Raw genomic sequence first — 14,376 nt, 5'->3', positions numbered from 1 at the left:
CAAATAAGATTATTTATAAACATTCTATTGTAATGATAATAAGCTAATAATTTTAAAGAATAAAACCTACTTTACTCAAATTGATTGTTTTTTAATGCTTAAAATATCATTTTAGAAAATAAACTCTTTAATTAATAAAAAAACGACATTTCAACCTATTGTCAAAATGTCGTTTTCAATCTCTGTGATTATTATTTTCTTATTTTTTCAGCCAATTATTGCGAAATTTACAATCGCGAAAATCACCCTGAATATTGATATAAGCATCTTTTGTCTTAATAGATACCCATTTTTCTACTTCTTCAGCTTGTTTTTTGTTCAAAGCCATATTCTTAACCTTAGTATAATCTTCTACAAAGTCAATTTTGTGCTCTGGAAACTTCTTATTTACAGTTACAATACGGAAATTCTTCCCTCTTGTTTGCATATCTGTTTTTGTAGCAATTGGAGAAACTTCCCCTTCTTTTAGTCCAGAAACTAAGAAATACAACTCTCTATCATCCATATTATTCAATTCAAAACGAGGGTCCATTGTCATTGGATCTTTCATAATTCCCCCATTTTGTCTTGTCTCTTTTTCGTCAGATGAAGCTGCTGCTGCCTCTGCAAAAGTGATTTCCTTATTGATAATTTTCTCTCTAATTCCCTCTAATTTCTTCTTAGCTTCAGCTACTGCCTCATCCGTTGGTTTAGGAATTAACAAAATATGGCGTAAGTCCACATATTGTCCTCTAATTTTTTCAACCTGAATAATGTGATATCCATACTCTGTTTCAAATGGCTCAGAAATATCTCCCTCTGCCGTACTGAAAGCAACATCTTTAAACTCTTTTACGAAAGGTGTTTTCTTTGTAATAGAGTAGAATCCTCCATTTGGTGCAGAACCAGGGTCATCTGTAAACAATACAGCCTTACTAAAAAAGCTTGCCCCATTTTCAAGAACATCTTTTTTCATTTCTTTCAAACGGTCAATCACCAATTGTTTTTGCTCTTTTGAAATAACTGGTTTAATAACAATCTCAGCCAATTCAACCTCATCACCTACCATTGGTAATTCATCTTTTGGAATCTCGTTAAAGAACGAACGTACCTCTTCAGGAGTAATCGTAACCTTAGACACAATGTGCTGTTGCATATTTTGTGTCAATTTGTTTTGCTTTACAATATCAAAAAAGTACTCGCGGAATTCCTCTTCAGTCTTTTTGTTGTAAAACTTCAATATCTTATCCATTGAACCTACCTCTTCAACCATTCGGTTTACTTGGTCAGTCATAAAACTCGTAATCTCAGCATCAGTAACCTCTAAACTGTCTTGTACTGCTTGGTGCGCAAAAAGTTTGTCCTCTAATAATTTTTCGAACAAGTCACATCTCGACAAATCTCCAACAGGAATACGTTGTGCTTTTAACTCAATCAACGTTTTGTCAATTTCAGACTCCAAAATAACGTACTCTCCTACTACTCCTACTACACCATCAATCTTTCTTCCTGGCTTAGTCTGCGCTTGTGCGAAACCTACAAAAGACAACGACAGCCCTAAAGCCATTATCATCTTCTTATTAAAAAACTTCATATCTCTTATTGTTTTTAGCATCCTTTAAAATATCTTCTTCAAATTGTTTTAATAACTCCATTTTACGATCGTTTATTACCATCAATCGCAATGATTTTTTCATAAAGTCATACGGTATCACTTTTCCTCTACCTATAACTGATTTCACTTTCACAAAATAAGTACTATTTTCTCCTTCTTCCTCAAAAAAATAGTTGTTTTTTAAATAACTATCCCTATTTCCTCGCTCTATAAACGGTAATTTCTCATAAATCTGTTTTACATCTACCCAAATTGAATCATTCAAAGCATAAGATTTCATATGTAATGACATATCTTCTAACTTCGTTAAATCCTCTTTTTTAGACGATGTAAAGTACTTTTTAATAGTCTTAAAATTGCTGTTGTCATTCATTACATTAACGTAAGACAACTTTACCAGCATATCATCAATCAAGAAATTCTGCTTATACTTACTATAGTACGCTTCCAAATCTTTTTCTTTAACTACGGTATCAATTTGCTGTTGCACTAACTTTTCCAAATACGCTTTAATCAGCAAATCACTTTTAAATTGAGCGACCAATTTATCTATTTCCTCTACTTTATCATCTGATAAGTTAAACTCAGCCGCATCTAATAACAGTCGCTTACTTGCCCACTTATCTATAAATCGAGTTACAATTCCCAAACTATCTTTTTGTGTTGCCCCTAACGGAACAATACTATTTAGTTCATCTCTTTGTAAGTAATTGTTGTTTACCCTTGCTACAGCATTCTTCTTATCACCTGCATCCCCATTGTTTCCACAAGAAGTCAAAACTGTACAACTCGCCAGTAAAATCAAACAATAGCTTAGAATATTACGGTTTTTCATACCAATACATTTTGACTTTTATCAAACTAATTTTCAAAAATACTTATTTAAAGTTAGTTCTTAGCAATCTTTCTTTTATTAATCACCTATTTACAACAAATGGTGTATAAATTAGAACTACTGTAACACAATAATACAACTACTCTTACAAAGCAGAACTATATGTTAACTCTATATTGGCATTTTAATTGCCTTACTGTTTTAAAAAGATTCTATTCCTTTTTTCCACAACGTTATTACTCTAAAAAAAGGGATGAATTCAACGCAATTGTACCCAAATAACTAAAGTAAGCTTTAAAAATAAGCATAAAATAACCTACTTAGCAAGTCAAGACACAGCTATAACGCAAAAAACAGCTTTTTTTTATACAAATAATAAGTACTTTTGTAGCCTAAAATTTTTAATAATGAGTTTTTTAAAAGAAATTGATCGTAGACGTACATTTGGTGTTATTGCTCACCCGGATGCTGGTAAAACTACACTTACAGAAAAGTTACTTCTTTTTGGTGGAGCTATTCAAGAAGCTGGGGCTGTAAAAAACAACAAAATTAAAAAAGGAGCTACTTCCGATTTTATGGAAATTGAGCGTCAACGTGGTATCTCTGTTGCTACATCTGTACTTGCGTTCAATTATAAAGACAAAAAAATCAATATTTTAGATACACCTGGACACAAAGACTTCGCTGAAGATACGTTTAGAACGCTAACTGCTGTAGATAGTGTTATCGTAGTAATCGACGTTGCGAAAGGGGTTGAGGAACAAACAGAAAAATTAGTTGAAGTTTGTAGAATGCGTAATATTCCAATGATTGTATTCATCAACAAATTAGACCGTGAAGGTCGTGATGCATTCGAATTAATGGATGAAGTTGAGCAAAAACTACAATTAAGAGTTACTCCTTTGAGTTTCCCAATTGGAATGGGATACGACTTTAAAGGTATCTATAATATCTGGGAAAAAAATATCAACTTATTCAGTGAGGATAGTAGAAAAAACATTGATGAAACAATTAGTATTTCTGACTTAGAATCTCCTGAATTAGATAAAATAGTTGGAGCTAAAGCTGCTGGTACACTACGTGAAGAATTAGAAATCATTGAAGGTATATACCCTGCTTTTGACAGAGAGGAATATGTAAGAGGAGAATTACAACCTGTATTCTTCGGTTCTGCTTTAAACAACTTTGGGGTACGTGAATTATTGGATTGTTTTATTCACATTGCACCATCTCCAAGAGCAAAAGAATCTGACACAAGAATCGTAGAGCCAACAGAGAAAACATTTGCTGGATTTGTATTTAAAATTCACGCGAATATGGACCCTAAACACCGTGACCGTTTAGCGTTTATCAAAATCGTTTCTGGTACTTTTGAACGTAATACACCTTACTTACACGTAAGACAAGGTAAGAAATTGAAGTTCTCAAGTCCAAATGCATTCTTTGCAGAGAAGAAAGAAATTGTTGATATTTCTTATGCTGGAGATATTGTTGGTTTACACGATACAGGTAACTTCAAAATTGGAGATACACTGACAGAAGGTGAATTAATGAGTTTCAAAGGAATTCCTAACTTCTCTCCTGAGCACTTCCGTTACATCAACAATGCTGATCCGATGAAATCTAAGCAATTAGAAAAAGGTATCGACCAGTTAATGGATGAAGGGGTTGCACAGTTGTTTACACTTGAAATGAACGGCCGTAAAGTAATTGGTACGGTTGGTGCGTTACAATATGAGGTTATCCAATACCGTTTAGAACACGAATATGGTGCTAAATGTACGTATGAAAACTTCCCTGCTCACAAAGCTTGTTGGGTACGTCCTGACGATCCGAAGAACGAGGAGTTTAAAGAGTTCAAACGTATCAAACAAAAATACCTTGCAATTGATAAATCAGGGCAGTTGGTATTCTTAGCGGATAGTGAATTCTCTATTCAAATGACACAAAGTAAATTCCCTTCAGTAAAATTAAGATTTACATCTGAAGAAATTAAATAATACGTTTTTTATAAAACAACAAAACGCTTGGGTATAATGCTCAAGCGTTTTTTTTGTTTATAATTTCCATATTTTTCTTTCCTCTTAAAATAGCAAACACAACAACACGTTACTTTTCAATTCTCGTAAAAGAGCAAGCTATTCTGAAGTATTACTATTTCTCTTAAAAACGAAGTACCAATAATAGTTTTTAATAACTACCTTGCCAGTCTATTACAAGCTATTCAGTTATCTAAAATACAATGTAGGCTCTACTACAAGCAACACTGTATTTTAATATTTAAAACACGTGAAATGAAATTTATTATGATTAAAAACATCAAAACTCCACTCTTATTTTTACTATTAGTATTTCCAATTCTTATTTACGGACAAAAAGTAAGTAATAACAATCAGGTTAAAAAGATTCCTATATCGCTTGATAATTTGAAAATCTACTTTGAATACTTTAACGATGCTAATCATTCTAATTATCCATTAATTCCCGCTTTAAAAAAAACGACTGTAGATTCAATTGTTCAAAAAGAACGAGGTATGACCATACACTTATCTGAATACAAACAATACGAAGCTGCCCAAATTGTTACCAATAGAAAAAAATATAATGAAGCCATTCAAGAGAAAAGAAATTCGGCAGATATATTAATCCTGACGCAAGCTGACTTAAAAGCTGAAATGTCCAATCATCCTATAAAACCATACCTCGACGATAGCTTTTACAAAAACGGACTACTGCAATGGAGTATTGAAATTGAAGCACTTGACGAAAATAATTCACAGTTAACTTTCATTTTCGATTCTCTGAAAGAAGCACATAGAAAAGAATTTCTAAAAAAGTATATATCAGAAATAAAAGACAGCAATTATAACTTTACAGTACAAGAAATCTATATTCTTGAAACCTTTAAGAAACTCATCTTAAAGTATATAACAGCAGCAGACGAAACAGTCGCTTTTAATGCTATTCCTATGCGTTAGTCATTCGTTACCACATTCAAAATCCCCTTCAGTAAAATGAATATTTATAGCTGAAGAGATTAAATAATACATTTTTTATAAAACAACAAAACGCTTGAGTATAATACTCAAGCGTTTTTTTTTGTTTACACTTTTCAATCAAAATTGCTTCAAATCCTTACAAACACTGGACTTAAACAGTATTCATAACTATCTAAAACGGCATTAAGTCGTAATTACCTCGGAATTAAGTCGTAATTAGTTCGCGAAAAAGGCCTTTAGGTGAGGTAATTACGACTTATTTACGGCTTATTTGCGACTAAATGTCATTTAAAACCATCTCAATCCCTTTATTCATAAGGGATTAAAGATAATTATGTGAAAAAGTGGGACGGAGTTTATAGTGCATATGATGTCATTTGATAGCAGATGATAGCAAATGATGTCAAAATAACCGCTTTGCTAATTTCTATGTTTCAGCTATTCCTACTTTTGCATTAGATATAACAGACATTTGTTTTGCTTATCAACCCAATACAAGCTTGCTAAGTTCTTTGATATCCTAATAAAACATAAATATCCGTTTGTTATAACTTAACTACTGCTTGAATTATAGTCGTAACTTATTCGAGACTGACACCACACAAATTCGAGAGATGTTCGGAAAACACCCCCTGTTTCCGAGCGAATGTGGGCGTTGTGTCGAACTTGTCTCGAACATAGTATAAATAAAACTCGCGTAAGCCTCGTGTTTACTGTGATACCCAAAACAGCATTTGTACACTAAACAACTATAATTAAGCGGTAGACTATAAGTAGTTTGTTATTATAAAGGCGAGAACACAAAAGTCAAAGTAAGCCTATCCCTTGTTTTTAGTTTATTCACATAGCACCGCTACTTACTATTGTTATTAATTACAACAAGCAGGTATAGGCATAAAAAAAAGCCGCACATAAAATGTACGGCTTTCTATATCTTAAAATGAGTGATTCAATTAGAATCTCTTCATTTGTTCTTTCATCATTTTGATTTGATCTTTTAGCATTCCTTGCTTGTCTAATTTTTGAGCTTCACCCAATAATTTTTGAGCTTCAAGCTTTCTGCGTTTAGTCATTGCAATACCTGCCAACTGTAATTTAGCCATTGCTAAATCTTGATCCATATTCAATCCTAACTCTACTGCTTTCTTCATATATTTTTCAGAAGCATTTAAGTTAGTTTGAGATGTCATAATTCCCATTAAATAGTTATAGTAACCATTCTGTTTGCGAACTAAAGCTGTTTCAGGATTCTTAATTTTATTCAACCATTTTTGAGCTCCATCAAAGTCTTGTTTTCTCAATTTTAAGAAAGCTAAAAGAATAAACTCATTTTTGTAGTAAAGCAATATTACGATTGCCATTAAAAACAATAAGAAAATTCCGTTTCCGATTCCTCCTTCTACAAATTGCCAAATCGCTGTTGCAAACAATAGCCCAGCTATACCTAATTTAATATATCTATGAAACATCTATGTAAATTAACGTTTGTTATAAAGAAAGCAAAGTTAGTAAAAACTTAGCATTATAAAAATAAACCGAAGCAAATAACTAATCCAAATTAAGAATATAATCTGCGTTTATCTCTGTAAAATCGCGCACTATATAATTTGCTCCCGTATAATCTTGTTGCTTTGAATTAGCACTCTTATATCCGATCACTCGAATACCCGCTGCATTCGCTGCTTTAATTCCGTTTGTACTATCCTCAATCACAATACATTCGTCTTTCGCATTGTGTTTAGCCAACGAAGCCGCTTTTAAGAAAATAGCTGGATCAGGTTTAGACTTAGGCAAGTCTTCTCCACTTACGATATGTGTAAAATAAGGATATAGGTTAAAGCGTTTAAATACGCGGTCTATCGTACTTTTAGAAGCAGATGACCCCACAACCAACTCTACACCTTGGTGATAAAGCCCTTCAATCAAATCTCTTACCCCATCAATTAGCTCCAAATCAGGTTTTGTGTCAAAAGCATCGTTAAACAAAGCGCGCTTGCGAAGCACCATTTCCTGTACGTCTCCCTCTACTCCATATAACTCTTTAATGCGCTCATACGTATTCTTAGTTGAGTGTCCTGTAAAAGAATTGTAAACGTGTTCAGAAATTTCAATTCCCAATTCTGCAAAGTGACTGTGGTATGCATAACGGTGTACCGGTTCTGTGTCCACAATAACACCATCCATATCAAAGATTACTGTCTTTACCATTTTTTCCCACAAAAATAACAGCTTTCGCGAAATAAACCGATATTAATACATATTTTTACCTCTTACCAAAAAACGAACTACACTAACCAAAGCAATACAAATTGACTGACGAAAACGAATTAGTTGAAAGACTAAAAAATAGCGTTACCAAACACGAAGCTTTTCGCGAGTTGATGTCTCTCTATCAAGAGCGACTGTATTTGCATATTCGTACGTTAGTCCTAAACCACGACGATACAGATGATGTACTGCAAGAAACATTCATCAAAATATTTCAAAATATAGATAAGTTTAAAGGCGACAGTAAACTATTTTCTTGGATGTATCGCATTGCGACAAATCAGGCATTGGACTTTTTGAAACAACGCAAGAATAAAATGAAGGTTAATTCAGAAGAGCTAAACGAATATCTAATAGACCAATTAGAAGCAGATAGTTTGTTTGACGGAGATGAAGCTGAAATACTCTTGCAGAAAGCAATAGCCACCTTACCTGAAAAACAACAATTAGTGTTTAAGTTGAAGTATTTTGAAGAGCTCGACTATCAAACAATATCAGAAATTGTAGATACCAGTGTCGGAGCTTTAAAAGCATCTTATCACCACGCAGTCAAGAAAATAGAAAAATTTATTAATAGCAATTAAACCTTTAGACATTTATATCGTCTAAGGATAAAGGAGTAATATGAAACAGTTACAAAATACAGATGCCAAAAAAGTTTTTAAAGTGCCAGAGGACTACTTTAAGAATTTAGAACAACGTGTTTTTGATCAGTTGGAAAATGCGCCTACAGAGCCAAAAGTAATTCCTCTAAAACGCAATAGATTCCTATGGGTAGCTGCTGCATCCGTAGTGGCATTGCTTGCTTTGACATTAACTTTTAAATTTGAAAAATCAACTAAGATTGAAACGGAGTCTTTAGAAAATTACTTAGAATACAACCAATCGTATTCCCTTTCTAACGACATCATCAATGCTTTAGATGAAGACGATATTCAAGAAATTGAAAACTCAATAAACATTAACCAAACTCAAATTGATCACTATGTACTATCACATATTGACATTGAGTATTACTTAAATGAATAATAATATGAAAAAAATAATTCCTTTCTTACTTATCCTTTTCGTTTGTCATTCTTCATTTGCACAAGATAAACACGAACAAATTAGATCGCTAAAAATAGCACACCTTACAACACAATTAAACTTAAGTGATAATGAGGCTGAAAAGTTTTGGCCTGTTTATACAGCTTACGATAAAAAGATGGGTGAGTTAAGACATAATGACATTGTTAAATACATTAAAAGAAGTACTGTTGAAGATCTGAATCAAATCAGTGAAAGCGATGCTTCTAAGCGTTTGAAAGAGTTAGTAGAGTTTGAAAACTCGTATTTCTCTACCCGTAAAAAGTTTATCGAAGATGCTAAAAAGATAATTGGAGATAAAAAAATCTTGATTTTAAAGAAAGCGGAAGATGATTTTAACAAAAAGCTCTTAAAAAAATACAAAGAGAAGAAATAAAGAGAAAATAACAATCTATAGTTAAACATATAGCCTACAAAGACGTATATTTGTAGGCTATTTTATTATATTATATTAATGAGACTACACAGAAACCTTGTATTTACAGTAATCGACTCTATTTTAGCAATTTTCAACGACGGAGAGTATGCCGATAAAATGGTGGCGAGAGCCTTAAAAAAGGACAAACGTTGGGGAAGCGCGGATCGTAAATTCGTTGCTGAAACTATTTATGAAATCACGAGATGGAAAAGATTATATGCTGAAATTGCAGAAGTAAAAGAACCATATACCAGAGATGACGCTTGGCGTATTTTTGCTGTATGGGCTGTTTTAAGAGGTTATACACTTCCAGATTGGAAATATTTTGAAAACACTCCTGTTCGTAGAATCAAAGGTAGATTTGACGAACTTACAAAAACAAGAAAATTCAAAGAATCTATTCCTGATTGGATTGACGAACTTGGATTACAAGAACTTGGAAAAGAAGTTTGGGAGAAAGAAATCACTGCTCAAAATCAACAAGCAAGCGTTATTTTACGTGTGAATACGTTAAAAACGACACGTGAGAAGTTACACGCTATTTTGTTTGACTTAGATATTGAAACTATTATGCCTGAGGAATACCCAGATGCTTTAGTTTTAAAAGAAAGAGCTAATGTTTTTATGACAGACGCTTTTAAAGAAGGATTGTTTGAAGTACAAGATGCTTCTTCTCAACTTGTGGCACGTTTACTTGACGTGAAACCAGGTATGAGAGTTGTTGATACTTGTGCTGGTGCTGGTGGTAAAACATTACACATTGCTGCTTTGATGGAAAACAAAGGGCAGATTATTGCTATGGATATCTACGAAAGCAAACAAAAACAATTGAAATTACGTGCTAAACGTAATGGGGCATTCAACATTGAATACCGCATCATTGAGGGAACAAAAACAATTAAAAAATTACACGAAAAAGCAGACCGTGTTTTAATTGATGCTCCTTGTAGTGGTTTAGGTGTTTTAAAGAGAAACCCTGATAGCAAGTGGAAATTAAGACCTGAATTTGTTGAAGAAATTAAAGCTGTTCAACAACAAGTATTACAGGATTATTCTAAAATATTAAAACCAGGTGGTAAAATGGTTTACGCTACTTGTTCAATCTTGCCTTCTGAAAACGAAAAGCAAATTGAGAAATTCTTAAACAGTGAAGCTGGTCAAGACTTTACTTTCATCGAAGATAGAAAAGTATTGTCGCACGAGTCTGGATTTGACGGATTCTATATGGCTTTATTGGAAAGAAAAAACAAGTAATCTTTTTTCATAGAAAAACTTACAAAACATAATACACTACACTTACCTAATGAAAAAAAACACATTACTTGTTTTAATTGCAGGTTTTATGCTGTCTGTTTTAGGATGTACAAAAGATCCTATTATTACAGAGCCTACTAATACGAAAGTAGAAAAACCTAAACCGACAAAACCAGGAGGAGATAAACCAGGAGATAATGGTGGTAAACCAACAGATCCTTCAAAACCAACTGGCGATGCTGGTGTTGATGCCAACAAACCAAATACGGTAGCTGATTTCAACGATTTTGAAAGCTTTAAAAATTCGCTTAATACATTTAAACTTCAGCCTTATGCAACTTTAGCTGCTGGTCAAGGTAAAGATGGTAAAAACGCTTTAAGCATTAAAGGAGCTACTACTAAAAATGAATATGTATTTACAACTGAAAACCAGACTGTAAACGCAAATGCTAAAACAATCACTTTCTTCCTTAAAGGAACAGCTAATCAATCGCTTTCTTTTAATGTGTATAAAGCGGATGGTTCTTATAATGTTTTCAATTTAAGAACGGATGCAGAGATCAATAGTAAAACAGATATTATTTTATCTAAGGATATCGTTTTAAAGAAAACTGCTATCACAATGAATGATAGTAATACAGCATTTGCTAACAACTATGTAGGGGTTAATATTAATGCTACAAATTGGATTAAAGTTACTTTAGATTTAACTGGTGTTGATTACAACAAAAGTGGTAAAGGATCTGTGTTTGCTTTTAAAGTTGGTAAAAACGGAAACTACAATTTATTGATTGATAGTATTGTTTTTGACAATAACCAACCGACAACACCAACTGAACCTACAGAGCCAGAACAACCTACTACACCAAGTAAACCAGGTGAATTTAATATTCCAAGTGATCAAGCTAATTACTATAAGGGAGTTGATTTCAAGAAAACAGGAATAGCACTAAAAGAAGAGTTAAGTAAGCTTGTGAGTGATACACATACTAAAACGTTGTCTTATGGTAATGTTTGGGATGCAGCTAAAGCAACTGATTTGACACCTGCTGGAAATGAAGTGTATTTATTGTATGGACATAAAGGGACTACTACTGGTACAAAAGCATACACAAGAGGTAAGCAATCTAATGGAGGTGGTCAAGGACAATGGAATAGAGAGCATACGTATGCTAAATCGTTAGGTACGCCTAATTTAGGTGAATCTGGTCCAGGTGCTGATGGACACCACTTACGTCCAGCAGATGTACAATGGAATGCAGCAAGAGGAAACTTGAAATTTGCAAAAGGTTCAGGATTTTCTGGTCCTGTATCTGGTGGATGGTATCCTGGTGATGAATGGAGAGGTGATGTAGCACGTATGATGATGTATATGTATGTTAGATACAACAACAGATGTTTACCTACAGGAGTTGCCGTTGGTTCTACTACTAAAGAGGATAATAATATGGTTGCTATCTTATTAGAATGGAATGCAGCTGATCCAGTATCAGAAATTGAAAGAAACAGAAATAAATACCACGCAAATACTTCTAACCAGTATGCGCAAGGGAATAGAAACCCATTTATTGACAATCCGTACTTAGCTACTCAAATTTGGGGAGGTCCGGAAGCTAAAAATCTTTGGAAATAGACAATATCAATTTTCATATAATTTAAAACTACTCTACTTTGGAGTAGTTTTTTTTTGTCGTAACTTTATTACTATCTAATTAATAGTCAATGTTATAAAATAAAATTATATGAAAAATAAATTATTCCTCTTATTAGGGGTTTCCTTATTGGCATTAAATGCTTGTACCAAAGACCCAATTATAACGGAGCCAGATTTAACACCGGTTGAAAAACCATCTAAACCTACTCCACCCACTACTGATCCAACTGATCCAGGAACAACTGATCCTGTAAAGCCAGGTGATTTTTCAAATATACCTGAAGCACAAAAGGCTTACTACGCAGGTGTGGACTTTACAAAAAAAGGAACTGCTCTTAAAGCTGACTTAACTGATAAGGTTACAAAAACACACACTAAAACAATAACATATAAACAAGTATGGGATGCTGTTAAGGCTACAGATTACGTTCCTGTTACATCAGGAAACCCCACTGAAGTATATTTAGTTTATGGTCATAAGGAAAAAGGAAGCTCTGCCGAAATGCAAGCTTATACAAGAGCTATAAGCAAACAAGCATCAGGTGGAAGCGGTAATGACACTTGGAATAGAGAACACGTTTATACACAAGATGCAGGTGGTTTTAACACCAATCCTCCTGGTGCTGGAACTGATGCACATAACATTAGACCTGCAGATACAAATTGGAATGGAAAAAGGGATAATCTAAAATTTGCACCAGGTAATGGTTATTCAGGTCCTGTTACTGGTGGATGGTATCCTGGCGATGAATGGAAAGGTGATGTAGCGCGTATGATGATGTATATGTATGTTCGTTATGGAGAGCAATGTTTACCTTCTAAAATTGGAGTGGGTTCTACAACCAGTACTCCAGATGGTATGATTGACCTATTCTTGAAATGGAATGCTGAAGTGCCTGTTTCTGAAAGAGAAAAAACAAGAAACGAATATCTTGGTAATGCTAATAATCCGGCTGGACAAGGAAATAGAAACCCATTTATTGACAATCCGTATTTGGCTACTCAAATTTGGGGAGGTCCGGAAGCAGATAACCGTTGGAAATAAATAAAATTACTTTTCATATACATAAGAGCTACTTTACTAAGTAGCTCTTTTTTTTATCTTAATTTAAGCTGTACCTTAGCAGAAATTGACACGAATCAAACATTTACAAGAACACACTTTAACAAATTATATAATATTAAATCACTCTAATATGAAGAAAAGATCATTACTCTTTTTACTTGGACTTTCATTAATTACTTTCAGTTGTACGAAAGATCCAATTGTAACAGAACCAGATTTAACTCCTGTTGAAAAACCAACTAAACCTAATCCTAATGAACCAGGTGAACCGGGTAAGCCTGAGGAACCAGAAGTACCTGTTACACCAAATATGGGTGATTACCTTATTCCTGCTGAATATAAAGACTATTATAAAGGAATGGACTTTACGCAAGAAGGAATGGCGTTAAAAAAACAATTAGCTAAGTTAATTACCAAAACTCATACCCCTATTTCTTATACTCCAGGTATATGGGACGCATCAGAGATTACAGATGAGGATCCTGATAATCCTGACAACGTAATTCAGATTTACGGATGGGCAGATAAAGATGCCAAACAAATACACGAAAAGCGTTCTGTTCCTAAAATTGATAAAAACAACAAGTCTTCTAAAAAACCTGTAACTGAATTATGGGAAAGAGAACACGTATTTGCTAAATCATTAGCTGTTGATAAAAATAAAAATCAAGAAACATTAGCTACAAATGGTTATAATGGTGAACTACCTAAAAAAATTGAAGAAATTGCAGGACACGATGCCCATAACCTAAGACCTATCAATAGATCTCGTAATAGCTCAAGAGGAAATAAAAAATTTGTTGACGCAAAAGGTAATTCACATGCTATTGGAAATTATTGGTACCCTGGTGATGAATGGAAAGGTGATGTAGCGCGTATGATGATGTATATGCATATCAGATATGAAAATGAAAACGGTGGTGGCTATACAAAAGCAACTAAAGTTGGAATGCCTTTAAATGATAAAACAGGTATCTTATCTGATGAGATGATTGACTTGTTCTTAAAATGGAATGCAGAAGATCCTGTATCTCCTTTTGAACAAAAAAGAAATACATACCACGGTAATAAATCTAATCCAGGAGCGCAAGGGAATAGAAACCCATTTATTGACAACCCTGAGTTGGCTAACCGCATTTGGGGTATGAAACAATATCCAGGAGTTAATAAATGGAAATAATCTTTTCCAATCCATAATA

The 14,376-nt window shown here is 33.6% G+C and carries 13 protein-coding genes; 9 read left to right on the top strand and 4 right to left on the bottom strand.

The genetic code is table 11. The features are described 5' to 3' along the window. Positions 1 to 199: 199 nt before the first annotated feature. Together AABL81_RS10110 and AABL81_RS10105 are read right to left on the bottom strand one after the other, a co-directional pair. Positions 200 to 1,573 (bottom strand): peptidylprolyl isomerase, encoded by a 1,374-nt coding sequence (locus AABL81_RS10110; RefSeq protein ID WP_341340957.1) that lies wholly within the window; start codon positions 1,571 to 1,573, stop codon positions 200 to 202. Then, the gene (locus tag AABL81_RS10105) at positions 1,560 to 2,429 is read right to left on the bottom strand and encodes a hypothetical protein (protein ID WP_158210418.1); all 870 of its coding nucleotides are present in this window, start codon (positions 2,427 to 2,429) and stop codon (positions 1,560 to 1,562) included. The genes AABL81_RS10110 and AABL81_RS10105 overlap by 14 nt, the downstream gene beginning before the upstream one ends. A gap of 407 nt (positions 2,430 to 2,836) precedes the next feature. On the opposite strand from AABL81_RS10105, the gene AABL81_RS10100 reads away from it, so the two are divergent. After that, positions 2,837 to 4,429, top strand: coding sequence for a peptide chain release factor 3 (locus AABL81_RS10100; protein WP_158210417.1), 1,593 nt, complete (start codon positions 2,837 to 2,839; stop codon positions 4,427 to 4,429). 294 nt (positions 4,430 to 4,723) lie between these two features. Then, on the top strand, positions 4,724 to 5,407 hold the full coding sequence (locus AABL81_RS10095) for a hypothetical protein (RefSeq protein WP_341340956.1): 684 nt from the start codon (positions 4,724 to 4,726) through the stop codon (positions 5,405 to 5,407). A 974-nt stretch (positions 5,408 to 6,381) separates the two neighbouring features. On the opposite strand, the gene AABL81_RS10090 is transcribed toward AABL81_RS10095, so the two are convergent. Both AABL81_RS10090 and AABL81_RS10085 read right to left on the bottom strand, forming a co-directional pair. Continuing rightward, complete coding sequence (locus AABL81_RS10090) at positions 6,382 to 6,897, bottom strand: DUF2892 domain-containing protein (protein ID WP_158210415.1); 516 nt, start codon at positions 6,895 to 6,897, stop codon at positions 6,382 to 6,384. Positions 6,898 to 6,976: 79 nt separating this feature from the next. Then, positions 6,977 to 7,636: an HAD family hydrolase gene (locus AABL81_RS10085; protein WP_158210414.1), complete on the bottom strand. Its 660-nt coding sequence runs from the start codon at positions 7,634 to 7,636 to the stop codon at positions 6,977 to 6,979. A 101-nt stretch (positions 7,637 to 7,737) separates the two neighbouring features. Between AABL81_RS10085 and AABL81_RS10080 the strand changes: the two genes are divergently transcribed. The 7 genes from AABL81_RS10080 to AABL81_RS10050 all read left to right on the top strand — a co-directional run bounded on the left by AABL81_RS10080 (position 7,738) and on the right by AABL81_RS10050 (position 14,357). Beyond that, on the top strand, positions 7,738 to 8,280 hold the full coding sequence (locus AABL81_RS10080; protein WP_341340955.1) for an RNA polymerase sigma factor: 543 nt from the start codon (positions 7,738 to 7,740) through the stop codon (positions 8,278 to 8,280). Positions 8,281 to 8,320: 40 nt separating this feature from the next. Further along, positions 8,321 to 8,725: a hypothetical protein gene (locus tag AABL81_RS10075; RefSeq protein WP_158210412.1), complete on the top strand. Its 405-nt coding sequence runs from the start codon at positions 8,321 to 8,323 to the stop codon at positions 8,723 to 8,725. Between the two features lie 4 nt (positions 8,726 to 8,729). Then, a complete protein-coding gene (locus AABL81_RS10070) occupies positions 8,730 to 9,161 on the top strand; it encodes a hypothetical protein (RefSeq protein WP_158210411.1) in 432 nt (143 codons plus the stop codon). A gap of 78 nt (positions 9,162 to 9,239) precedes the next feature. Continuing rightward, positions 9,240 to 10,457 carry an RsmB/NOP family class I SAM-dependent RNA methyltransferase gene (locus tag AABL81_RS10065; RefSeq protein ID WP_158210410.1) on the top strand — a complete coding sequence of 406 codons (1,218 nt, stop codon included), beginning with the start codon at positions 9,240 to 9,242 and terminating at the stop codon, positions 10,455 to 10,457. A gap of 49 nt (positions 10,458 to 10,506) precedes the next feature. Continuing rightward, positions 10,507 to 12,090 carry an endonuclease I family protein gene (locus tag AABL81_RS10060; RefSeq protein ID WP_233269249.1) on the top strand — a complete coding sequence of 528 codons (1,584 nt, stop codon included), beginning with the start codon at positions 10,507 to 10,509 and terminating at the stop codon, positions 12,088 to 12,090. Positions 12,091 to 12,199: 109 nt separating this feature from the next. Next, positions 12,200 to 13,156, top strand: coding sequence for an endonuclease I family protein (locus tag AABL81_RS10055; protein ID WP_341340954.1), 957 nt, complete (start codon positions 12,200 to 12,202; stop codon positions 13,154 to 13,156). 151 nt (positions 13,157 to 13,307) lie between these two features. Further along, positions 13,308 to 14,357, top strand: coding sequence for an endonuclease I family protein (locus AABL81_RS10050; protein ID WP_341340953.1), 1,050 nt, complete (start codon positions 13,308 to 13,310; stop codon positions 14,355 to 14,357). Positions 14,358 to 14,376: the final 19 nt, after the last annotated feature.

Source organism: Myroides sp. C1519, assembly GCF_038039755.1.
Taxonomy (GTDB): Bacteria; Bacteroidota; Bacteroidia; order Flavobacteriales; family Flavobacteriaceae; genus Flavobacterium; species Flavobacterium phaeum_A.
Note: the sequence above shows the minus strand (reverse complement) of the source record. Positions and strands in the feature narration are given on the sequence as shown.

What these genes read in the sequence shown, in the direction of transcription:
- AABL81_RS10085 (WP_158210414.1), bottom strand. Translation starts at nt 7,636, where the DNA reads ATGGTAAAGACAGTAATCTTTGATATGGATGGTGTTATTGTGGACACA.
- AABL81_RS10065 (WP_158210410.1), top strand. Translation starts at nt 9,240, where the DNA reads ATGAGACTACACAGAAACCTTGTATTTACAGTAATCGACTCTATTTTA.
- AABL81_RS10060 (WP_233269249.1), top strand. Translation starts at nt 10,507, where the DNA reads ATGAAAAAAAACACATTACTTGTTTTAATTGCAGGTTTTATGCTGTCT.
- AABL81_RS10075 (WP_158210412.1), top strand. Translation starts at nt 8,321, where the DNA reads ATGAAACAGTTACAAAATACAGATGCCAAAAAAGTTTTTAAAGTGCCA.
- AABL81_RS10090 (WP_158210415.1), bottom strand. Translation starts at nt 6,897, where the DNA reads ATGTTTCATAGATATATTAAATTAGGTATAGCTGGGCTATTGTTTGCA.
- AABL81_RS10105 (WP_158210418.1), bottom strand. Translation starts at nt 2,429, where the DNA reads ATGAAAAACCGTAATATTCTAAGCTATTGTTTGATTTTACTGGCGAGT.
- AABL81_RS10110 (WP_341340957.1), bottom strand. Translation starts at nt 1,573, where the DNA reads ATGAAGTTTTTTAATAAGAAGATGATAATGGCTTTAGGGCTGTCGTTG.
- AABL81_RS10100 (WP_158210417.1), top strand. Translation starts at nt 2,837, where the DNA reads ATGAGTTTTTTAAAAGAAATTGATCGTAGACGTACATTTGGTGTTATT.
- AABL81_RS10055 (WP_341340954.1), top strand. Translation starts at nt 12,200, where the DNA reads ATGAAAAATAAATTATTCCTCTTATTAGGGGTTTCCTTATTGGCATTA.
- AABL81_RS10095 (WP_341340956.1), top strand. Translation starts at nt 4,724, where the DNA reads ATGAAATTTATTATGATTAAAAACATCAAAACTCCACTCTTATTTTTA.
- AABL81_RS10050 (WP_341340953.1), top strand. Translation starts at nt 13,308, where the DNA reads ATGAAGAAAAGATCATTACTCTTTTTACTTGGACTTTCATTAATTACT.
- AABL81_RS10070 (WP_158210411.1), top strand. Translation starts at nt 8,730, where the DNA reads ATGAAAAAAATAATTCCTTTCTTACTTATCCTTTTCGTTTGTCATTCT.